Source organism: Paenibacillus sp. GP183 (genome assembly GCF_900104695.1).
Taxonomy (GTDB): domain Bacteria; phylum Bacillota; class Bacilli; order Paenibacillales; family NBRC-103111; genus Paenibacillus_AI.
On the sequence record NZ_FNSW01000001.1, the window covers coordinates 481489 to 503578 of the forward strand.

The following is a 22090-nucleotide window of genomic DNA, read 5'->3' on the forward strand; positions in this document are numbered from 1 at the left end:
CATACATCATTATAAGATTGAATTATTACATTTTGACCAATTAGCTCACCTTGTAAAAAGATTGAGATTGGCTGCTGAAATACACGCATCCGTTCAAAGTCTGGAGGTTCTAGTAGCTGGCGTTGTTTTGGCATTGTTTCTCCTTTTAAAAAATGATATGTTCCATTATTGCATAAATATGGATTTATTTACAGTCATTCAATCAAAAGTTGATGAAAATAAATCCACTTCATATACTATAAGAACTAACGTTCTAGTTTGGTGGTGAAAAAGAATTGAGTATAACCCAAAAAAATACGTCTGATTATGTTTCACGGTATTTAAAGGATTGTTATGGTTTGGAAATTAGCCCTCATGACTTATTGCAGATATATCCATGGCATAAGATTGTTTGGTATGAGTTTTATGCCTATGCGTATTACAAACAGAATGGTTTTTATGAGTGTTGGGATGATGTTCCTACTCCATATGTTGAAGGTATGATAGTGAATATTATTTCGTTGGAAGTGCTGGATAGATTTCAATATCGAAAAGAAAAATGGCATGATCTAGGATCCGCTACGGCGGATTGTTGGAAGCCATAGATAACCAACTCTGAAACGAAGTTGCCTACGATTCATCCGAAATGATCTTGCCAATATCAAGTAAAACATCAGCTTTCGCTAGAGAGTCCAATAACATTGAAGAGCAAAAGGCGCTGAAGGAGAGCACTGCAAAAAGCTTGTTTTTAGCTTTCTTGGGAATTCGGATTTAAGTAATAGGAGCAAATAAGATTTTTACCTAAAAAATGCAGCTATTCTCTTTATGAGACTGGCTGCATTTTGTTTATTAGCTTTATCATTCTTTTGACGTTTACCACAAATATCGTGAGCAGGGTCTGTATTCGCATTCGGAATAGACCACGGTATTTCGCCTTGGTCAGTCCATGATGTCTCTTTAATTCGGCATTTTTATGTTCAATAATCGGTCGTCGTTTCATTCGTTCTTTAAACGATTCACTCTTCTCGAATGCCATGTGATCCTTGTATTGATCTGCGACGATCCGAATGGAATACGTCTTGCTCTTTGATTCAGGTTTGTAACAACCTTCTCGGAGCGGACATGTCTTGCACTTTTCTATGTCGAAGTAGAATACCAATGAACGACTATGTCCTGATTTCTTACTTCCCTGAATAGCTTTTCGGGTGCTATGTTCTCCTGCTGGACAAAGGACGAAGTCAGCGTCTTTGTTATACTCAAATCCTTCTTGCTTTAAGCCACCCGTATGTACAATTGGATTAAGTGGAATAATCGCTTGAATCTCTTTTTCTTTTAACTCAGACAAATTTTCTTTCCCGGAATAGGCCGTATCTGCAAGGATTTCTTTCACTTCCAATCCTGCTTCTAAGGATTGTTTAATTAAATTTGACAATTGTTTTCCATCATCGTTACTCCCACCTGTCACTTCAACGGCTGTAATTATCTCTTCTTCTGTCATAGCAATGTGGTTCTTGTAGCCAAAAAAAGATTTTGTATTGCTCTTCCATCCGAATCGTGCTTCTGGATCAATGGCGGACATAATCCCTTTGTTTGCAAGTAGGCGTTCATCCTCAACAATTTGTTTAGCTATCTGTAGTTTTTCGGAAATGGCACCCTCATGATCAGGAAGAAACGTTTCGACCGATTCACCGAGTTGAGCCAGATAATGCAGCATCACCTTTTCAGCATCTGGTTGGTCTTTTTGAAGCTCGGGTTTACGCGGTAGTTTTTTCTCGAGCTTGGGATGCTTTTTGATGACGGTTCGTAATAGTCGCTTCGCCGCATCTCGTAAAACATCTAATGCTCTTTGTTTTTGACTCGCTGCTAGGGAATGGGTGGAGTCCACGATTAACGACTTGGATTTAATCAATCCTTTTTCAATGCATTGTTTTACGATCACCTTCAACAATTCGTCGATTTGACTTGCCCCTAAGCGATGATTGCGAAACCGAGAAAGCTGCGAGGAATCCGGAAGAGCCTCCTCGGGATTCAAACCAACGAACCATTTGTAAGCCAGATTCACTTGCGCGTCTTGTATCATCCGTTCATCAGATAATCCATAGAGAATCTGCAGAAACAATAAACGAAACAACAATTCGGGTTCGTTTGCAGGTCTTCCATAATATTCGCAATAGGAGGATCGAACAAGTTCATGGACAAAAGAAAAATCCACAACCTCATGAATCTTACGAAGCAAGTGGGCTTCTGGAATGAGTTTATATAATTCTGCATGAAACGAGGCAGTCATTTGTTTGGCAGAGTGTAGCATGCTTTTCACTCTTTCTTTTTTCTTTTATTATACCAAAATGCAGAAAACCCAGCACCTATACGGCACTGGGTTCCACTTTACAAATATTGTATTCGTTTTGCAGTGCTCTCCTGAAGGGCGTTCTTTTTGTTTATTTCTTGTATTAGAAGGGAAAATAAAGGTATCCAAAAATCGGAAGGTGATCCAAATGCCGCGGCTGTTGCCTTTATTGCTTTCAATATCCCTGTATCTGCTTCCAGTTGCTGCTTTCACTCATTCGGAAAAACCGCAGGATGCAAATAAATTAACAGAACGGCTTAAACGTTTGGAGCCGGATGTGCCGCAAGATATCTCTAATCCACCGTTCTTTCATTTGCCATACCCATCAATAGTTAAACCCCCACAAGAAATAATCAGAAGTGCCAGGAAGCTTCCTTATAAAGTTGTCCTCGACAAATCCGATTGGCAGCGCCCGTGACTTTTTTTCCTATTCCTGAAAATATGGGTGAGATAGTATCTGGAGCAGAGAAAACGCTTTTTGTTCTGTCCTCGACAGACCCCTATTGTACACTTGAAGATGCTATGATTTGGGTTGCATATTTTCCACCATATTTCGACAAAAACACTACATATAGTTGCATCGAATTATGTCGAAACACTATATATTGTATTTATTTTGAATTATTTTGTTGAAATTCATTGCATTATTTTACCATCCATTGTATTATGAATCTCGTAAAGCATTTAGCACTAATCTTCACAGAGTGCTAACAACACTTTTGAAAGGAGGACTCTAACATGGCTAAATCTAGCTCACGTAAAGTATCATCTGATCGTATGTCTTCTGTTGCTTCAAAAGCTTTGAACGATGGTAGAACTAGCAAAACTACCAAATCATTGGCTGGTTCTGTATTATCTCAATCTAGAGCAAACAAAAAGAAGTAATTACATCTGAAAGGAGTTTACGTCGATGAACACTTACCTTATTCTTTACGATCTAAAAGGCAATGAGCCACGTAATGATTACTTTCGTGTAATAATGGCTATTCAATCATTAGGTGAAGTTGAAAAAGTTCAGTATTCTAACTGGATTGTTTACACTAGCCTTAATGAAGTTCAGATTCGAGAGAGATTAAAGCCTTTCATTGATAATTATGATAGCTTGTTTATTGCTCGATTTGATGCCTATGCTTCTTACAATGTTCCCATCAAAGTAATTAACTTGATTAACCGTTCTTGGAATAAATTCGTTGGACTTTTTAAAGCAAACTAAATAAGATTCATTAGAAGAACAGGAGTTGAACCCATGTACATAGTGAGTCTCACACTAGTACCTCTGACAAATACTTAACTTGACCACTAATCCGAAAAAAGGTTAGTGGTTTTTTATACACAAATATAGCAATGAAAAAGATTATCGCAAGTGTCGCTTTAGCAGGAGCATTATTGTTTGGAACTGTAGGAATCAATAAAAACAAATTACCATATTTTTGTTTGGTGATTCATCGGTGAATTAACTCCTGCCGCTTTTCTTTAGGCTATGTTAATTCTTAATGTTGATATTTGATATATACGAACAAATGATCTATAATTGTGGGTATAATCATAGTTCGGAGATGATTTACTTATGGATTTAAAGGAATTGAAGAAGCTCGCTGACGCTTTAGACGATAGTTGTAAGCAAGAACTTATATACTTTTTGCAATCTCGAACGAAAAGCTTAGCGGCTCCAAATCGTGCAATTGATGAAATCCAGGAACAAAAGCATAAAGATGGGCTTGTTTGTCCGCATTGCAACAATCATTCAGTTGTGCGGTTTGGAAAATACGTTATTAAGACACGTACTGGGGAGGTCAAACGGCAACGTTACCGCTGTAAATCCTGCCGTCAAACCTTCAACGACCTCACCAACACCCCTCTTCAACGCACCAGAAGACCTCACCTTTGGGTTCGATTCATCGAATGTATGATTGAGGGTTTTTCACTGAGGAAATGTGCCGAACTGTTGCATGATGAGGTAACTCATGTAACCCTGTTTTACTGGAGGCATAAGATTCTTGCCGCTCTGAAACAAATTCCAACCGAAACATTCCAGGGCATCGTCGAAATGGATGAGACCTATTTCTTGTTCTCTGAAAAAGGCAAACGGACTATCGCTGACCGCAAGTCCCGTAAACGTGGTGGCAAAGCTAAATATCGTGGCATCAGTAACGACCAAATATGTGTATTGGTGGCTCGTGACCGTCAAAAGATGACTTTCTCTGGCGTTCTTGGACGTGGACGTATTCGGAAAGCTAAATTGGATGAGGCTATCGGCTGTCATTTAACCGAATCAAACGTACTTTGTACCGATTCATGGAGGGCATTCAGTTCCTATGCGAATACGAAAGGATTAGCCCATTACCGCTTCAAGTCGGATGGGAAACAACGTGTTAAAGGAGTTTACCACATTCAGAATGTAAACAACTATCATAGTCGGTTGAAACGCTGGATTTACCGCTTTAATGGTGTAGCAACCAAGTATTTACAACATTATCTGGCTTGGTTCCGTTACTTAACAGCAAGGAATATGAGAACACAACGTCGAATAAGAAAAATATGCTGGTCACCTCTTGCCTGTTTACTGTACATGAGACAAACACCAATCTTCGCAGAACATCTTTTTCCTCCTAAACTAACTGGCAGATAGATCAATGTTAATATCTGCGGTACAAATGTGTACATATAGATACGCCTGATTAAACCGCTATAAGATGCCAAAGGTCATAATGGCTTTAGAATAAATGATTTCAATGATTTTAAGGGGGGCTCAACCCTTCTGTTGTCTTTAAATAGAATAAGGAGTTGTTACGTTAGATGAAACAGATTACTCTTCGCCAATCCCAAAATTCCGATGTTGAGACAATTGCTAATTTACGGGCAATTGTACTACGTAATGATTTAACTAGGTTAGGAAGGTTTGATGAAGAGAAAGTTCGGCAACGCTTCCGTAATGCATTTGACTCAGTTCATACTTGGATCATCGAGGCAGATTCTTCTTTTGTTGGCTGCATAGCTTTTAAACCGACATTAGATGGTTATTTATTGGAACATTTTTATATTCATCCCAATTACCAAGGTAAAGGGGTCGGCAGTCAAGTATTAAAAAATCTGCTTGAACAAAATTATGTAAAAGGAAAACGTGTAACATTAAATGTCCTACAAGGAAGCTCTGCTAGACGTCTTTATGAACGGTTTGGTTTTAAAGTTGAAAGTGAGGATCTTATAGACGTTTACATGTCTGTGATTGTAGAGGAAAATTCCAGAACCGTCGAAGGATTGTAATACTGCTCTCTCTAAAGTGGAATATTCGCTAACTTGAATCACAATAAAGGTGTTGGTTATTACGATGGAAAACGATAGTTAGATTAACCACCTTTTCAGTTGGCGGTTTTCTTTCAGTCAAAAATCAACATTAAACGAAAACAGAGCCTTTCTTTAAAAAATGATAAAATGGAAGCAGATTAAAAAGTAGGGGTGTAATTAAACTGAAAAGACTTCTAGGAGTTATTACCGGCGCAATAATTACTTATGAAGATCTGCATATCTTTGATGCGCATGCCTTTGGGTTCACTAACTCAAAAGCGATTGATAGAATTGGTGCAGTATTTTTTGGAATTGTTGTATTGCTGATTTTTATGGAGGTATTTCGGCGGTTTTTTAGTCCTTCTTTCTTCAATGGCTTTGTAGTCGCGACAGGTTTGTTTTTAAGCTTTGACATCCTTGTGTTTCATTGGATATTTAAGTTACACCGTATAACTAACGGTCCAGAAGCTAATGTATTAGAACCGATATTCGTTTGTTTTGGCTTACTTTTGTTTTGGCAGGGATTACGTAGGGAAATAAAGCAAAATAGTATCAAGGCTAATGGTAATAATATAAGTTCTTGATGAAATGAATATGGCGCGCAACATGTCGCGGCGACAGCCGGTTATTGCGCTAGCGGAGAATTATAGCTTATATCCAATTATGGATTGCTGCCTTTCAGCGGTACTTATTCTAGCACAAGAATAAGTGCTGAAACAAAACAACGAGTTACGCAATAGCCTATTGACTAACGTCTTAGGTTAACCTGTATTTAACAGATAACCCTTATTATAAAAGGCTTCGTTAATTCAAGTCATCAAAATAAAGCTATCAAAAGTTAACCATGTATAATATTCCTGCAAAATGGAAACGCTGATATTATCAGCGTTTCCATTTTTTGAAGTTTGGTTAATCTTAAGGAGTTGATCATTTGGCAAAAGACCCGGATCCAGTGTGGGGAGCAAAGGCTTCGCAAGAGGTATGCAATCTTTTTCACGAGCTATTTGAAAGATCTGGTTACCCAACCAAGAAAGAGTACCTGGAACATCTCGCACGGCTCGATAAATCCAACAACATTCGCAAAGGATCTGTGATATAAAAGAACAAAAAAAAGACGCTGAAATTCTTATGCAGCGCCTTCAAGCTGACAATGAGCTCGAACTTAACACCGAAATCCAAAAGGTGCGTGAAGCTGCCCAAGCTGAGATTTCAAAATATCGGGATGAGCTAACGGCGCAACTGAAATCGTTGGTTGACCAGCGTAATACCAGCGAAAATAAGGCACAAAAAACGAATCGATGAGTATCGACAGGAAGCCAAAGAATTACGAGCAGAGCTTGAAAACCTGAGAAAATCGAAACCACTCGGTCGACCACCGAAAACTTCATAATAATGGAGGAAAGGTCGTTAAAGTGGTATAAAATGGAAGGATGTATATAGTTGAATAATTTTATGAATCTTGTTAAAGGAGGGATGTGAAATGAACGATACAACAATAAAACTAAAACTTAGTACCAGAGAGGTAGAAGGGCTCACAAATCTTGCAAGGGATATCGCGATGAAGTATTGGGGGCTTGATTTCAATATACCGGTAATTATTAATCCGAGATTAAAACGGTCGACCTATGGACGATTCATATATAACAAAAAAACGCCACTTCGAATTGAAATTAGTGGTTATTCTATCAGAAATTTATATATAACCGAGATAATTGACTTGATGAAACATGAAGTCTGCCATTATGCATGCTTCATTATGCAAAAACAATTATCAGACGGATCAAGGTTTTTTGAAGGAGAACTAAAGCGAATTAATTCAACTTCAGCAGGCTTAAGCTATAAAAGCGTGCGTAAGACCAGGGGGAAGTGAATGTTATAACATAAGTTGCTACGCGAAATTCACCCCCTTTCCAGATACAACTAAAAGAGGACCAAAGAATTCTTGGTCCTCTTTATCTGGAAAACAAAAATCAAGCACTTTCGTTTTTGTTTTATAGATCAGTTGAATCATTCGTAAGTGAATTGAATGAAGTCACAGGGTGAGTTAGGATCAAGATTTTCTATTGAAACACGACCCTTACTAAACTAAACGGGGAACGATAGTTCAATTAGGAAAAGGTGACCGCGTTTCTATAAATGCGGTTTTTTTTGTTATCACCTATAAACACGTTGGAAATGGCACCGTGATAATGTTACACAAGGTTAGAAAATTATGCAAACCCGCAGCAGCGATCATTAAGGCTCTCTTTACTTGATGCTGACCGCTTACGTCCGCGTAATCTTCTCTCTCCGAAAGTTTATAATGTTTAATATTAACCTCATTAAATATATGATTTTCGACAATTCTCATCTCTTCGAGCCTGCTTAAATCCGATAAATGAGTAATTCCCGACACCGCAATATCCTTAACAAGACAAGCTTCTGGCGCATTTTGACGCGGTACAATAAATTGCTGAATTCCAACCTGTCTCGCCGCATGCACCATGGACAAAATGCCTGGAATAGGGCGAAGAGATCCGTCCAACGCTAACTCACCGAGCATTAAGGTGCGCTCCAGCTTGTCGATACATACTTGTCCGCTCGTAATAAGGATCCCCACGGCAATGGCCAAATCGAAGGATGAGCCTTCCTTGCGCAAATCTGCCGGAGCCAGGTTGACTGTGATCCGATCCATGGGGAATTGATACCCGCAGTTTTTAATTGCGGCCCTGACTCTTTCCACCGATTCACGAATGGCGGAGTCAGGCAAACCAACTAAATTGATCTGTGGAAGCCCGCTGGAAATATCAACCTCCACGTCAATAATTTGACCTTCAATCCCGAGGAGGCATGCGCTTTTTACTTTTCCATACATATTAAAAACACCTTCTTTCCTTAGATTCGGCAGTCGATCATCTAGCTGACCGTCGTGCCGGGCTTCTACAGGTAAAAGGTGCTTCCTCATTAACCTAATAATTGATTTTGTATTAAACTTTCTACAAGATCCGCCAAATTCCTTCTTCACTGGATATAAAAACCGAAAATTGACCATACTGCTGTTGAGGTGATCATCATGCAGGAAATTCCCTATTTTTGTCCGGACTGTCGGTCGAATCGCGTTAAATTCAGAATCATCACCAGCTATTCGCAATCCATCATGAAGGATGCTTTGTCCGGAAGCGTTACAGAATATAAAGACCCGAGTTTAATCGTAGAGCCTGAGCCCATGATCCAATGTCAGGTTTGCAGTTTTATCGGCAATGAAATGCGCTTTATCAAGCAAGCCCAGCGGGAGCCTCGGCCTGGCTCAACCCCGTCTGCCGTTTATCAGTAAGCAGTTATAATCTCTGCCTGCACATTTTTCTCGCCAAAAAGTGTGCTTTTTTTTATGGGTCCCTGATAGTTATTGTTTTTCAAGGTGAAAGGAAAATTCTCATTGTACTCCTTAAAAAAAAGAGGAAACCGAATGCGAAAAGTGTTACAATAGATGAGGCTTGTCAAAAAACCTGAGTTTTATGCAAAAGCCGGAATGTTGTATGGTGCTTTTGTACTATAGTGAGTTTATCCTGATAGGAGGTTTCTAGGAAATGAATATCCATGAGTATCAAGGCAAAGAAGTCCTAAGGCAGTACGGAGTCAGCGTTCCTAATGGTAAAGTGGCTTTCACTGTTGAAGAAGCGGTACAAGCAGCTAAAGAGCTGGGAACTTCCGTAGTTGTTGTTAAGGCCCAAATTCATGCTGGAGGACGGGGTAAAGCAGGTGGTGTGAAGGTCGCCAAAAACCTTGATGAAGTTCGTACATATGCTGAGCAAATACTCGGTAAAGTGCTGGTCACTCACCAAACCGGTCCCGAAGGTAAAGAAGTCAAGCGTCTTTTAATTGAAGAAGGCTGTGACATCAAAAAAGAATATTACATCGGTATCGTCGTAGATCGTGGTACAGGACGCGTCGTTATGATGGCATCCGAAGAGGGTGGAACGGAGATCGAAGAGGTTGCCGAGCATTCTCCCGAGAAAATTTTCAAGGAAATTGTGGATCCGGCTGTAGGCTTACAGGTTTTCCAAGCACGCAGACTTGCTTATGCGATTAACATTCCAAACGAGCTTGTGAATAAAGCGATTAAATTCATGACGGCTCTATACAAAGCATTTATTGAAAAAGATTGCTCCATCGCGGAAATTAATCCGCTTGTTGTTACTGGCGGCGGAGATGTTATGGCGCTTGACGCCAAATTGAATTTTGATTCCAACGCGCTTTATCGCCATAAAGATATCGTGGAGCTTCGCGACCTTACGGAAGAAGATGATAAGGAAATTCAAGCTTCCAAATATGATCTTAGCTATATCGCGCTTGACGGCAACATCGGTTGTTTGGTCAATGGCGCAGGACTTGCGATGTCCACCATGGATATCATCAAACATTATGGCGGCGATCCGGCTAACTTCCTTGATGTAGGGGGCGGTGCTACTACTGAAAAAGTAACGGAAGCGTTCAAAATTATTCTTTCCGACAAGCAGGTTAAAGGTATTTTTGTAAACATCTTCGGGGGCATCATGCGCTGTGACGTTATCGCCAACGGTGTCGTTGAGGCATCCAGACAAGTCGGGCTTTCGCTGCCGCTGGTTGTCCGTTTGGAAGGCACTAATGTTGAACTCGGCAAAAAAATCCTCAATGAATCGGGATTAAATATTGTTTCGGCCGACTCCATGGCGGATGGGGCGCAAAAAATCGTAGCATTGGTCAAGTAAAAATACAGGGGATGTGAACATAGATCATGAGTATTTTGGTCAACAAACATACAAAAGTCATTACTCAAGGGATTACCGGCGCCACTGGCCTGTTTCATACCAAAGGCGGCCTTGATTACGGCACGCAAATGGTCGGCGGGGTTACTCCTGGTAAAGGCGGAACGAAAGTTGATATTACATTGGAAAACGGCGAATCCGTTCAGCTTCCTGTATTTAATACAGTCAATGATGCGAAGAAGGCTACCGGTGCGAATGCTTCCGTTATTTATGTAGCTCCACCTTTTGCAGCGGATGCGATCATGGAAGCGGTAGACGCGGATCTCGATCTCGTCATATGTATCACAGAGGGAATCCCGGTTATCGATATGATTAACGTAAGCCGTTATATGGAAGGCAAAAGAACAATCCTTATCGGACCAAACTGTCCTGGCGTTATAACACCGGGTGAGTGTAAAATCGGTATTATGCCGGGGTACATTCATACTCCTGGTCACGTAGGCGTTGTATCCCGTTCCGGAACACTCACCTATGAAGCCGTTCATCAGCTGACTACTCGCGGAATTGGTCAATCCTCTGCAGTAGGGATTGGCGGCGATCCGGTCAAGGGATCCGAATTTATCGATATTCTTCGCATGTTTAACGATGATCCGGATACATATGCTGTGATCATGATCGGTGAAATCGGCGGTACGGCAGAAGAAGAAGCTGCTGAGTGGGTGAAAGCCAATATGACTAAGCCGGTAGTCGGCTTTATCGGCGGTAAAACGGCGCCTCCAGGCAAAAGAATGGGACATGCCGGCGCCATCATTTCCGGCGGCAAAGGCACGGCTGCTGAGAAAATAGCAACTCTCGAAGCTTGCGGTATCCGCGTTGCGGCTACTCCATCCGAGATGGGCTCCACACTCGTGGCAGCACTTGAAGCCAAAGGCATTTTAGACAAATGTATCACTAAAAAATAAGAGCTGTTTATGTAAGGTAAGCAACCTTTCATTTCCTCCGCAGGGGGATTTGAAAGGTTTTTCTTTTTTTAATACAGATTCAATAATTTGTCAGATTGGTAAGGAGTGTATATACTAATGGATAATCGCATGATACTGATTGGCCTTCATGAGCTTGCGGGAATCGGCTGGAAAACGATTTTAAAGCTAATGAACCGGTTTATGGAGCCTAAGGATATTCTCACGTTAACTGCGGAAAGCCTCGCAGGCTTGCATTTGCAATCCAAGCAGGTTGAAGAGATAACCTCCACCCTCACGCCATCATTTGTGGAGCAAAAGCTGATGCAATATGAGAAGCTGGGCATCCGCATCCTTACGCTGCTGGATCCGGAATATCCCGCTATACTCAAAGAAACTGCCCAGCCGCCATGGGTGCTCTATTACAAAGGTCATTTAGAATTATGCAATCAACCTCTTTTGGGTATGGTTGGTACCCGGACTCCGACTGCATATGGGAAAAAGATTGCTGAAGATATGGCACTCTCACTTTCACGACTCGGCTTTGGCGTTGTAAGCGGATTGGCCAGAGGAATTGACAGCGCTGCGCATCAAGGAGCTTTGCAAGGCAAGGCGAAGACGATAGCCGTGCTTGGTTGCGCGATAGATCGAATTTATCCGCCGGAGAATGGAGCGTTGTACCGGCAAATCGAGCAGCAAGGCCTTATTCTTTCCGAATACCCGATTGGGATGCAAACACATCCAGGAATGTTCCCCTTGCGCAATCGTATTATTGCGGGCTTGTCCTTGGGAGTTGTCGTTGTAGAAGCGGCTCAAGACAGTGGTTCACTTATAACTGCCGCGGCGGCGCTTGAGGAATCCAGAGATGTTTTTGCGGTTCCAGGAGCGATCACTTCACCCAAAAGTGTTGGTGTTCTTTCATTAATAAAGGAGGGAGCGGCCAAAATGATCACCTCTGTCGAGGATATCATTGAGGAGTATCCGCATTTGGTCAAGAAGAAAGAAGCGGCAGCTTTGCAGCAATCTCATTCTGCTCACGAACTCACACAAGATGAACTCGAAATTATAAAGATTTTGTCGATTGAGCCATTCTCGATTGATGATCTTCTGGAGCAGAGCCAATATACGTTTGGACATTTGCATTCAGTTCTGTTATCCTTACTTTTGAAAAAAGCGATCATCCAGCTTCCAGGCTCCATTTATATGAAGACATAAAAAATAGATGCAATTCATGAGGAGAGGAGGGACGACTATGGCAGATTCTCTAGTCATTGTGGAGTCACCCGCAAAAGCCAAAACCATAGGTAAATACTTGGGATCCAAATTTATTGTAAAAGCCTCGATGGGTCATATTCGTGACCTTCCCAAGAGCCAAATCGGTGTTGAGGTAGATAATAATTTTGAGCCCAAGTATATTACTATTCGGGGTAAAGGAACCATTCTCAAGGAACTTAAAGATGCCAGCAAAAAAGTAAAAAGAATCTATCTCGCAGCTGACCCGGATCGCGAAGGGGAAGCGATCGCCTGGCATCTTGCTCATTATTTGGATGTAGATTCAGATGAGGCTTGCCGTGTTGTATTTAATGAAATCACCAAGGATGCAGTGAAAGATGCATTCAAGACACCCAGAAAGATCAATCAGGATCTGGTTAATGCACAGCAAGCGAGAAGGATTCTTGACCGCCTTGTAGGCTATAAAATAAGTCCCTTGTTATGGAAAAAAGTGAAAAAAGGCCTGTCTGCAGGCCGAGTTCAATCTGTAGCGGTTAAACTGATTATGGATCGCGAAAATGAAATTAACGCTTTCGATCCGGAAGAGTACTGGTCCATTTCGGTTTTGCTCGCCGCGGGAAAATCCAGCTTTGAAGCAAAGTACCACAGCATGAAGGGCGAGAAGAGAGAGCTGCATTCCGAAGATGCCGTCAAGCAAGTCATGGATGCTATGGGCAATGCTGATTTTATCGTTCAAGAGATTAAAGAGAAGGAACGTCAGCGCAATCCGTCTCCGCCATTTATCACTAGCTCCCTGCAGCAGGAAGCGGCCAGAAAATTGAATTTCCGCGCTTCCAAAACGATGTCGGTAGCCCAGCAATTATATGAAGGAATTGATCTCGGCAAAGAGGGAACCGTCGGTTTGATCACCTATATGCGTACGGATTCCACCCGGATATCTCCTATTGCCCAAGAAGAAGCCAAAGAGTACATTATTGGCAAATTTGGCGCAGCCTTTTATCCGGAAACGCCTCGTGTCTATACGAAGAAAAACGCCAATGCACAAGACGCGCATGAAGGGATACGACCAACGTCGGTTCTGCGTGCACCGGAAATGGTTAAGGAATTTCTCAGCAAAGATCAGTTTCGGTTATACAAGCTGGTGTGGGACCGTTTTGTTGCGAGTCAAATGTCTTCGGCTGTACTTGATACCATGACCGTTGATTTAACTGCTGGCGATACCCTGTTTAGGGCAAATGGTTCCAAAATGAAGTTCCAAGGCTTCATGAAGGTTTATGTAGAAAGTAATGATGACGGTACGACCGAAGAAGATAAACTGCTTCCGCCGCTTACACAAGGCGATAAGCTTAAGAAGGAAAGCATCGAGCCCAAGCAGCACTTCACTCAACCGCCTCCAAGGTACACAGAAGCCCGTTTGGTACGTGCGCTTGAAGAGATGGGTATTGGCCGCCCCAGCACCTATGCACCTACCCTTGAAACGATACAGAAGCGCGGTTATGTCGCGATAGACGAGAAGAAGTTTATTCCAACCGAGCTGGGAGAGCTGGTTATTCAGCTAATGACTGAATTTTTCCCGGAGATTCTTGACGTGGAATTCACGGCGCATATGGAAGAGGAGCTTGATTTCGTCGAAGAGGGGAAAGAGGACTGGGTCAAGGTTCTGGATACCTTCTATACTTCTTTCGAAAAACGGCTTGAATTCGCCGAGGAAGAAATGAAAGAAATTGAAATTCAAGACGAAGTTTCGGATGAAATTTGTGAAAAGTGCGGGAAGCATTTGGTTTATAAAATGGGCCGTTTTGGCAAATTCCTTGCCTGCTCCGGATTTCCGGACTGCCGCAATACAAAACCCATCGTTAAGGATATCGGCGTAACCTGCCCTACCTGCAAGGAAGGGAAGATCGTGGAGCGCAGAAGCAAGAAAGGGAGAATCTTCTTCGGCTGTGATCGTTATCCTGCCTGCGATTTCGTATCCTGGGATAAGCCGGTCGATAAGCCATGTCCCGAATGCGGTTCTCTGCTCGTAGAGAAAAGAAATAAAAACGGCATCATCATTCAATGTGTGCAGTGTGATTTTAAAGAAGAAAAAGAAGAGCCTAATGATGAGAATTAAAAGATTAGAGGTGTAAAGCATTTGCCGGATATTCAAAAAGTTACAGTCATCGGAGCCGGATTGGCCGGGAGTGAAGCTGCCTGGCAAATCGCCAATCAGGGTGTCCCGGTCACTTTATATGAGATGCGGCCTGTTCGCCGAACACCTGCCCATATTACGGATAAATTCGCCGAACTTGTTTGCAGCAATTCGCTTAGAGCCAATGGGTTGACCAATGCAGTTGGTGTGCTCAAGCAGGAAATGAGACTTATGAATTCCCTGATTCTCGCTGCTGCCGACAAGCATGCTGTTCCCGCAGGTGGAGCGCTAGCTGTAGATCGTGACGGTTTCTCAGGAGAGATTACTTCTACACTTCGCAATCATCCACTAATTGAAGTGCGCAACGAAGAAGTTGGAAGTCTACCTGAAGGTATAACTCTGGTCGCCACAGGTCCGCTTACTTCTCCAGCGCTTTCGGAGGAGCTCAAACAGCTCATGGGAGAGGAATATTTGTACTTCTATGATGCGGCAGCTCCCATTATTGAGAAAGATTCCATCGATATGGATAAGGTATATTTAGCTTCCCGTTATGATAAAGGTGAAGCCGCTTATTTGAACTGTCCCATGACGGAGGAAGAATTCCAGAATTTCTATGATGCGCTGATTTCGGCGGAAGTGGCGGAGCTTAAGGAATTCGAGAAGGAGATTTACTTTGAAGGCTGTATGCCGATCGAGGTAATGGCTAAGCGCGGCCAACAAACGGTGCTGTTCGGTCCGATGAAGCCTGTAGGCTTGATTAACCCTCATACCGGGAAGATGCCTCATGCTGTCGTTCAGCTTCGTCAGGATAATGCAGCTGGAACCCTATACAACCTTGTGGGCTTCCAAACTCATTTGAAATGGGGCGAACAAAAGCGTGTTCTATCCTTGATTCCGGGACTGGAGCATGCAGAGTTTGTGCGATATGGAGTTATGCATCGCAATACATTTATCAACTCTCCGCAGCTGCTGAAATCTACGTATCAATTTAAACGGAGAGCCGATTTATTTTTTGCCGGACAAATGACAGGTGTAGAGGGTTATGTCGAATCTGCTGCTTCCGGACTGATAGCGGGTCTGAATGCCGGCCGTTTTGCACAAGGCAAGGACATGCTTAATTTGCCTCAGGAGACTGCTCTTGGAAGCATGGCGGCTTATATCACAACCGCTGATTTCAAACATTTTCAGCCTATGAATGCTAACTTCGGGTTGTTTCCTCCCTTGGGCGAAAAGATTCGCAACAAGAAGCTCAAATATGAAATGCTGGCGAATCGGGCGCTTGAACGAATTGAAAATTTTTCACAAGAATTACACAATATATAACTTGTAAGTAAAAGCTGGCCTGTGTTACGATAGATAGGATAAATTTTGCTTAAAACATGGTTTTGTCCATTTGGTTTAGAAGTTGAACGAGCAGGAGAACAACAGGTAATCACCTGAGAGGTTCTCCGCGCTGCGTTCTTTTTACGTCTTTAAGAAGAAAAATAGTTGTCATATTATGGTTTAAGAAGAGGTGGACCAATGGACGCAACGTTTCATGCCACTACAATTTTTGCGATTCGCCACCAGGGAAAAGGCGCCATCGCGGGAGATGGGCAAGTAACCTTCGGCAACAGTATGATCATGAAGGGCAGCGCAAAAAAAGTAAGACGGCTGTACCGCGGTAAGGTCATTGCCGGATTTGCGGGTTCAGTGGCCGATGCCATTACCTTATTTGAGAAATTTGAAGGTAAGCTGGAGGAGCATCACGGCAATTTGCAGAGAGCAGCCGTCGAACTCGCCAAAGATTGGCGACAGGATCGGGTGCTCCGCAGACTGGAAGCTATGATGATCGTGATGGATGCTGCAGGGCTGCTTTTGATTTCAGGCAACGGAGAAATTATTGAGCCCGATGACGGGATGCTGGCGATTGGATCGGGCGGAAGCTTCGCTCTGGCGGCTGGCCGTGCCTTGCACCGCCATGCCTCGCATCTGACGGCTAAAGATATAGCCAAAGCATCTCTGGAAACCGCTGCAGACATCTGCGTTTTCACCAATCACAACATAATTGTAGAAGAAATTGAGTAGTATACGGCTAACGTTGTAGTTTTGCAACTCAGCCTATGCTTACGATGCAAGTTTTGCTAAAGCAAAACTTTAAGGAGGGTAAACCCATGAACAAAAACGCCCTTACTCCCAAACAAATCGTCCAGGAGCTTGATCGCTATATTGTCGGACAGAAAAAGGCCAAAAAATCGGTTGCCATCGCTCTGCGCAATCGATATCGAAGAAGCCTGCTCGATGAGTCGATTCGCGACGAAATCGTTCCCAAGAACATTCTCATGATCGGGCCGACCGGTGTCGGTAAAACGGAAATTGCCCGAAGATTGGCAAAGCTGGTAGGCGCGCCTTTCGTCAAAGTGGAAGCGACGAAGTTCACGGAGGTCGGCTATGTAGGGCGTGATGTCGAATCGATGGTGCGAGATCTCGTTGAAACTTCGATACGCATGGTGAAGGCGGAGAGGACGGAGATCGTGAAAGACAAAGCGGAACAGATGGCGAATGAGCGCATTGTTCATCTGCTGGTACCTGTCCCGAGCCGTTCCAAAGCTCAGCGGAATCCGCTTGAAATGATTTTCGGCGGACAGAACCAGCAAGAGGCCGAAGAGGTCGCTCCGGACCCGAACATCGCTGCGAAACGGGAGAAAGTCAGCGAACGGCTGGCGGCAGGAGAATTGGAGCAGGATATTATTGAAATCGAAGTGGAGGATAATTCTAATTCGATGCTCGATATGCTCAGCGGCCAGGGTAATGAGCAGATGGGTATGAATATGCAGGAAATGCTGGGCAGTTTGATGCCGAAACGTACGAAGAAGCGCAAGCTAATGATTAAGGAAGCCCGCAAAGTCCTTATCCAGGAAGAAGCACAGCGGCTCATTGATATGGATGAGGTTATCCAGGAATCGGTAAACCGCGCCGAGCAGTCCGGTATCATTTTTATTGATGAAATCGACAAAATAGCCGGCAGCAGCCGAGGTGGTGGGCCCGATGTTTCACGCGAGGGCGTGCAGAGGGATATTCTTCCGATCGTGGAAGGCTCCACTATCGTCACTAAATATGGACCCATCAAGACCGATTTTGTCCTCTTTATTGCTGCCGGTGCTTTTCACATATCGAAACCATCTGATCTGATTCCCGAGCTGCAGGGCCGTTTCCCTATTCGGGTGGAACTGAGCAACCTGACTCTGGAGGATTTTGTTCTGATCTTGAAGGAACCCAAAAATGCCTTAACCAAGCAGTATACAGCTTTGCTTCAAACAGAAGGCATTCATGTTGAATTCTCGGATGAAGCCATTATGGAGATTGCCCAGATTGCCGTTGAAGTCAATCAGAATACCGAGAATATCGGAGCCAGAAGGCTTCACACCATTTTGGAAAAATTATTGGAGGATCTTTCTTTCGAAGCTCCGGAGTTAACTTTGGATCAATTTGTCATTAACCCCGAGTATGTCAGAGAGAAACTGAGTGAAATCGTGCAAAACCGCGATCTAAGTCAGTACATTTTATAAAGGTATTGGAAATCTGGGAGGCCAAGGAATGAGTTTATTAAACAAGACTAGAAGACTGAACCGTCTGCTGCAAAAAGAAGCAGGCAATGCGGTAAGTTTTATGGATATGACAGAGGTACTGAAGGATACGGTCAATGCGAATATTTATGTGGTCAGCCGCAAAGGCAAAATTCTCGGATACGCCATCACGAGTGAGATCGTATCCTCTGAATTAAACCGCGCGATTTTGAAGGAGCGGAGGTTTCCAGATGAATTCAACAGCCATCTGATGAAAGTTGCAGAAACGACCTCCAATCTAGATCAAAGCAGCCCTTACCATTATTTTACCGATCAGATGAAATCTGTATTTGAATACAATTATATGACCATTGTTCCGATCATTGGCGGTGGTGAACGGCTAGGTACGTTGATTCTTACCCGCAACAATGCTCCGTTTGTTGATGACGATCTGATTTTGGCTGAATATGGTTCCACGGTTATAGCTATGGAAATCCTTCGCGAACGTGCTGAGGAGATCGAGGTGGAGGCCCGTGGCAAGGCTGTCGTCCAGGTGGCGGTCGGCTCATTGTCATTCAGTGAGATTGAGGCCGTAGAACACATCTTTGAAGAGCTGGAAGGCAAGGAAGGCTTGCTGGTTGCCAGCAAAATTGCCGACCGGGTGGGTATTACCCGGTCTGTCATCGTGAACGCACTCCGCAAGCTTGAAAGCGCCGGGGTTATTGAAACACGCTCACTCGGAATGAAAGGCACTTATATTCGCATCCTGAATGATCAATTAATTCAGGGAATTGAGCAATTGAAGACAAAGCTGTAATATTTGCAATGATCCGAAACTTTCAAATAAAGCCCTATCTTTTAAAAAGATAGGGCTTTTTTCTCATTGTAAGTTGTTTCATTTTCTTTCAAGATAGAAATTATGACATGATACCTGAAAAATCACAAAATTATCCAATTTATTGAGCGTGAACTATCAAGATTCAATAAAATTTTGTCGAACTTAGGAGGATTATTAATCTCAGGTGTGGAATAAGATACGGAAAAGGAAAATTTTCTCTTAAAGGTGGGTAAAAATGCATTTTTTGTTGAATAAACCGGGCTTTAATCTCATGGAGCGCTCTCTGGATGCTTCTACTCTTCGACAAAAAGTGATAGCAAACAACATCGCCAATGTGGATACTCCGTATTTCAAGCGGTCCGATGTCGCATTTGAGGAGATTTTGCAGAATGAAATGTCCGTTTCGACACCCTCTATAATAGGTTATCGGACAGACCCCCGGCATTTTTTAATAGGAAATTCAAAATTAGGTGCAACTCCGGAAATCAGAACTGATCAGAATTCCACGATCAACAACAATTTGAACAATGTTGATATGGATTATGAGATGTCATTAATGGCCAAGAATCAATTGAAGTACAATGTTCTCGTTCAACAAATGAATACAGAATTCAAACAATTACATACGGCAATTGGAGGTCGAGCATAATCGATGAGACTCACGAATGGATTTGATATCAGCTCGTCCGCATTGACTGCTCAGCGGCTTAGGATGGATGTGATTTCAGCTAACATCGCCAATGCCGACACGACCCGGGCCAAGCTGGTCAACGGCAAATGGGTGCCCTACACACGCAAGCTTGTCACGCTGGAGACCAAATCACAGCCTAACTTTGCACAAACGTTGAAATCGGCAATGGCCGACGGCTCGGGTGAGGGTGTAAGAGTAAGTAAAATTATGGATGATTCATCACCGCTCAAGCAAGTCTATAACCCAACCCATCCCGATGCGGATGCGAATGGATTTGTGATGATGCCAAACGTGGATGTGCTCAAGGAAATGGTCGATATGATTTCGGCAACCCGCTCTTATGAAGCGAATGTGACAGCATTAAACGCATCGAAAGCCATGATCTCGAAAGCTTTGGAAATCGGTAGATAATCGAATGGGGGATTAATTTGATAGACAAAATTAGCAGCAATCCTGTCAGTTTCATCAAGGCTTCACAGCCCGCCAATGCAGCTGAACCAGGAGCAAATGATCTTGGCAAGCAGTTTGGTGCTTTTTTGAATGAGGCCATCAACAGCTTGAATACTCAGCAGGCGACAGTGGATCAATTGAACCAAAGCTTTATCAAGGGCGAGCTTTCTGATGTCCATCAATTAACGATTGCATCTGAAAAAGCGACTTTGGGCTTGGAGTTGACGGTGCAGGTCAGAAACAAGATTGTTGAGGCTTACCAGGAAGTCATGAGGACGCAACTATAGAGATTTGATGTGAAATTGGCCTGATGAGGTGGAACAGTGAACGAGACCGTACTCCAGTATTGGAATCAAATGAAACAATATTGGAATAGATACAGCAAGACACAAAAAATCACATTCATAGCCATCGTAGTTTTGTTGGTTCTTAGTGTGAGCATCATCAGCTATAACATGTCCAAGACGCAGTATTCACTTGCTTTTACCGATCTTCAGCCCAGTGACGCGGCTGCCATTAAAGGTTACCTGGATACAGCCAAAATTCCTTATCACTTGAGCGCAGACGGCAAGAGCATTGAAGTTCCGACCAATCAAGTTGCGAATGTAAAAATAAATGTAGAATCACAAGGGTTAAACAAGAATGGTTCGCTTGGATTTGCAGCATTCCGGGGGAACAGCTCATTTGGAATGACAGACAATGAGTTTAGAGTCAAATACGCGGATGCCGTACAAGGTGAACTGCAGCAATTGATCAACTCCAATGAAGCGATCAGCAGCTCCAAAGTACTCATTTCATTGCCTGAAGCCAGAGCTTTTCTGAAGCCTGAAGAAGAGAAGGCTACCGCATCCGTAGTTCTGCAGATTAAGCAAGGCTACAAGCTGGATCAAGCAAAGGTAGATACCATTTATAACCTGGTTTCACATAGCGTGAAAAATTTGCCGCTTGAAAATATTACAATCTCCAATCAATACGGAGAGAATCTAAGCTCGTCGAGAATAAGCGGAAACAGTTCAAGCAGTTTGGTTTCCAGTCAGTTTGAGATAAATAATCAATTTAGAAAAGACTTGCAGAACAATATTACCAACCTGCTTGGTACCATACTGGGCAAGGATAAGGTTATTGTCAGTGTGTTCTCCACGATGAATTTCGATCAAAAGAGATCCACGGAGAATTTAGTTACTGCGCCGAATCAAGTGGATCAAAAGGGTTTGGAGATTTCGCTTCAACAAGCATCCAAGTTGTATACAAGCGATAGTGGTTCAGCGACTAGCGGTGTTCCGGGGACGGGAACGACAGATGTTCCTGGATATCCTGGAAGCTCCGGCTCGGGCAAGTCATCATCTGAAGAAACCAGCAAAACCGTGAATTCGGAAGTCAACCATATCAAGAACGATATAATCGCTTCTCCTTATGTGGTCAAAGACCTCAGCATCAACGTGGGAATCGAGCCTCCAATCAAGGATGATCCCACTTCATTGACCGCAGAAACAAAAACAGCCGTTCAGGATGCTCTGGTCAATATTGTTAGAGCCTCACTGGCAGATAATAAAATTGTTTATACTGACGCAGATTTGACTAAAAAGGTTACAGTTTTCGCACATTCTTTTGTCCGACCAACAGACGCGAATACGACAACAACTCAAACCTACGTGACTTACGGTGCTTTGGCGCTTGCAGCATTAGCGATAGGCGGTATCGTCGTGTTCATGCTAATGAGGCGCAGAAGAGCACAGCAGCTGGAGGCCGAAATGGCCCTGCCTGCCAAAGTCGAGCTGCCGACGATCGATATCGAGAATATATCTAACGAAAATCAAGTGCGCATACAGTTGGAAACTCTAGCGAAAAAAAGGCCGGAGGATTTCGTCAACTTGCTGCGTACCTGGTTAGTAGACGAATAGAGGTGCA

22 protein-coding genes and 1 pseudogene are annotated in these 22090 nt (G+C 43.1%); 21 read left to right on the plus strand and 2 right to left on the minus strand.

Annotation, left to right across the window (positions count from 1 at the left end; all coding sequences use genetic code 11):
• Positions 1-802: 802 nt before the first annotated feature.
• Positions 803-2266, minus strand: a complete 1464-nt coding sequence (locus BLV33_RS02415; protein WP_090798601.1) for an IS1182 family transposase — start codon at positions 2264-2266, stop codon at positions 803-805.
• Between the two features lie 19 nt (positions 2267-2285).
• Here BLV33_RS02415 and BLV33_RS02420 point away from each other — a divergent pair, with 19 nt between their 5' ends.
• The 8 genes and pseudogenes from BLV33_RS02420 (at position 2286) to BLV33_RS02440 (ending at position 7481) form a co-directional block, all read left to right on the plus strand.
• A complete protein-coding gene (locus BLV33_RS02420; RefSeq protein WP_090787951.1) occupies positions 2286-2744 on the plus strand; it encodes a hypothetical protein in 459 nt (152 codons plus the stop codon).
• Between the two features lie 320 nt (positions 2745-3064).
• Entirely contained in the window at positions 3065-3211 is a 147-nt protein-coding gene (locus tag BLV33_RS29145; protein WP_171908982.1) for a hypothetical protein, read from the plus strand.
• A 25-nt stretch (positions 3212-3236) separates the two neighbouring features.
• On the plus strand, positions 3237-3539 hold the full coding sequence (locus tag BLV33_RS02425; RefSeq protein WP_090787954.1) for a CRISPR-associated endonuclease Cas2: 303 nt from the start codon (positions 3237-3239) through the stop codon (positions 3537-3539).
• Between the two features lie 354 nt (positions 3540-3893).
• Positions 3894-4939 (plus strand): annotated as a pseudogene (locus BLV33_RS02430) (IS1595 family transposase).
• A 183-nt stretch (positions 4940-5122) separates the two neighbouring features.
• Positions 5123-5590: a GNAT family N-acetyltransferase gene (locus BLV33_RS02435; protein WP_090787957.1), complete on the plus strand. Its 468-nt coding sequence runs from the start codon at positions 5123-5125 to the stop codon at positions 5588-5590.
• Positions 5591-5922: 332 nt separating this feature from the next.
• A complete protein-coding gene (locus tag BLV33_RS30580) occupies positions 5923-6195 on the plus strand; it encodes a DUF2243 domain-containing protein (protein WP_366414841.1) in 273 nt (90 codons plus the stop codon).
• Positions 6196-6542: 347 nt separating this feature from the next.
• Positions 6543-6710 carry a hypothetical protein gene (locus BLV33_RS29150; RefSeq protein WP_171908983.1) on the plus strand — a complete coding sequence of 56 codons (168 nt, stop codon included), beginning with the start codon at positions 6543-6545 and terminating at the stop codon, positions 6708-6710.
• A 381-nt stretch (positions 6711-7091) separates the two neighbouring features.
• Positions 7092-7481, plus strand: a complete 390-nt coding sequence (locus tag BLV33_RS02440; protein WP_090787960.1) for a SprT-like domain-containing protein — start codon at positions 7092-7094, stop codon at positions 7479-7481.
• Between the two features lie 288 nt (positions 7482-7769).
• On the opposite strand, the gene BLV33_RS02445 is transcribed toward BLV33_RS02440, so the two are convergent.
• Entirely contained in the window at positions 7770-8465 is a 696-nt protein-coding gene (locus tag BLV33_RS02445; RefSeq protein ID WP_090787962.1) for a magnesium chelatase domain-containing protein, read from the minus strand.
• Positions 8466-8663: 198 nt separating this feature from the next.
• On the opposite strand from BLV33_RS02445, the gene BLV33_RS02450 reads away from it, so the two are divergent.
• The 13 genes from BLV33_RS02450 to fliF all read left to right on the plus strand — a co-directional run bounded on the left by BLV33_RS02450 (position 8664) and on the right by fliF (position 22083).
• The gene (locus tag BLV33_RS02450) at positions 8664-8924 is read left to right on the plus strand and encodes a hypothetical protein (protein WP_090787964.1); all 261 of its coding nucleotides are present in this window, start codon (positions 8664-8666) and stop codon (positions 8922-8924) included.
• A gap of 253 nt (positions 8925-9177) precedes the next feature.
• Positions 9178-10338 carry an ADP-forming succinate--CoA ligase subunit beta gene (gene sucC, locus BLV33_RS02455; protein WP_090787966.1) on the plus strand — a complete coding sequence of 387 codons (1161 nt, stop codon included), beginning with the start codon at positions 9178-9180 and terminating at the stop codon, positions 10336-10338.
• A gap of 26 nt (positions 10339-10364) precedes the next feature.
• Positions 10365-11297 (plus strand): succinate--CoA ligase subunit alpha, encoded by a 933-nt coding sequence (sucD, locus tag BLV33_RS02460; RefSeq protein ID WP_090787967.1) that lies wholly within the window; start codon positions 10365-10367, stop codon positions 11295-11297.
• 117 nt (positions 11298-11414) lie between these two features.
• Positions 11415-12509 carry a DNA-processing protein DprA gene (gene dprA / locus BLV33_RS02465; RefSeq protein WP_090787969.1) on the plus strand — a complete coding sequence of 365 codons (1095 nt, stop codon included), beginning with the start codon at positions 11415-11417 and terminating at the stop codon, positions 12507-12509.
• Between the two features lie 37 nt (positions 12510-12546).
• On the plus strand, positions 12547-14640 hold the full coding sequence (gene topA, locus BLV33_RS02470) for a type I DNA topoisomerase (RefSeq protein WP_090787971.1): 2094 nt from the start codon (positions 12547-12549) through the stop codon (positions 14638-14640).
• A 21-nt stretch (positions 14641-14661) separates the two neighbouring features.
• Positions 14662-15981, plus strand: coding sequence for an FADH(2)-oxidizing methylenetetrahydrofolate--tRNA-(uracil(54)-C(5))-methyltransferase TrmFO (trmFO, locus tag BLV33_RS02475; RefSeq protein WP_090787973.1), 1320 nt, complete (start codon positions 14662-14664; stop codon positions 15979-15981).
• Positions 15982-16179: 198 nt separating this feature from the next.
• Positions 16180-16725, plus strand: coding sequence for an ATP-dependent protease subunit HslV (gene hslV, locus BLV33_RS02480; protein ID WP_090787975.1), 546 nt, complete (start codon positions 16180-16182; stop codon positions 16723-16725).
• 86 nt (positions 16726-16811) lie between these two features.
• Positions 16812-18206, plus strand: a complete 1395-nt coding sequence (gene hslU, locus BLV33_RS02485; RefSeq protein WP_090787977.1) for an ATP-dependent protease ATPase subunit HslU — start codon at positions 16812-16814, stop codon at positions 18204-18206.
• A gap of 28 nt (positions 18207-18234) precedes the next feature.
• Positions 18235-19020: a GTP-sensing pleiotropic transcriptional regulator CodY gene (codY, locus tag BLV33_RS02490; RefSeq protein WP_090787979.1), complete on the plus strand. Its 786-nt coding sequence runs from the start codon at positions 18235-18237 to the stop codon at positions 19018-19020.
• Positions 19021-19276: 256 nt separating this feature from the next.
• Positions 19277-19690, plus strand: coding sequence for a flagellar basal body rod protein FlgB (gene flgB / locus BLV33_RS02495; RefSeq protein ID WP_090787981.1), 414 nt, complete (start codon positions 19277-19279; stop codon positions 19688-19690).
• Between the two features lie 3 nt (positions 19691-19693).
• Positions 19694-20143, plus strand: a complete 450-nt coding sequence (gene flgC, locus BLV33_RS02500; protein ID WP_090787983.1) for a flagellar basal body rod protein FlgC — start codon at positions 19694-19696, stop codon at positions 20141-20143.
• A 17-nt stretch (positions 20144-20160) separates the two neighbouring features.
• Positions 20161-20469: a flagellar hook-basal body complex protein FliE gene (gene fliE, locus BLV33_RS02505; protein WP_090787985.1), complete on the plus strand. Its 309-nt coding sequence runs from the start codon at positions 20161-20163 to the stop codon at positions 20467-20469.
• Positions 20470-20505: 36 nt separating this feature from the next.
• Positions 20506-22083 carry a flagellar basal-body MS-ring/collar protein FliF gene (fliF, locus tag BLV33_RS02510; protein WP_090787987.1) on the plus strand — a complete coding sequence of 526 codons (1578 nt, stop codon included), beginning with the start codon at positions 20506-20508 and terminating at the stop codon, positions 22081-22083.
• Positions 22084-22090: the final 7 nt, after the last annotated feature.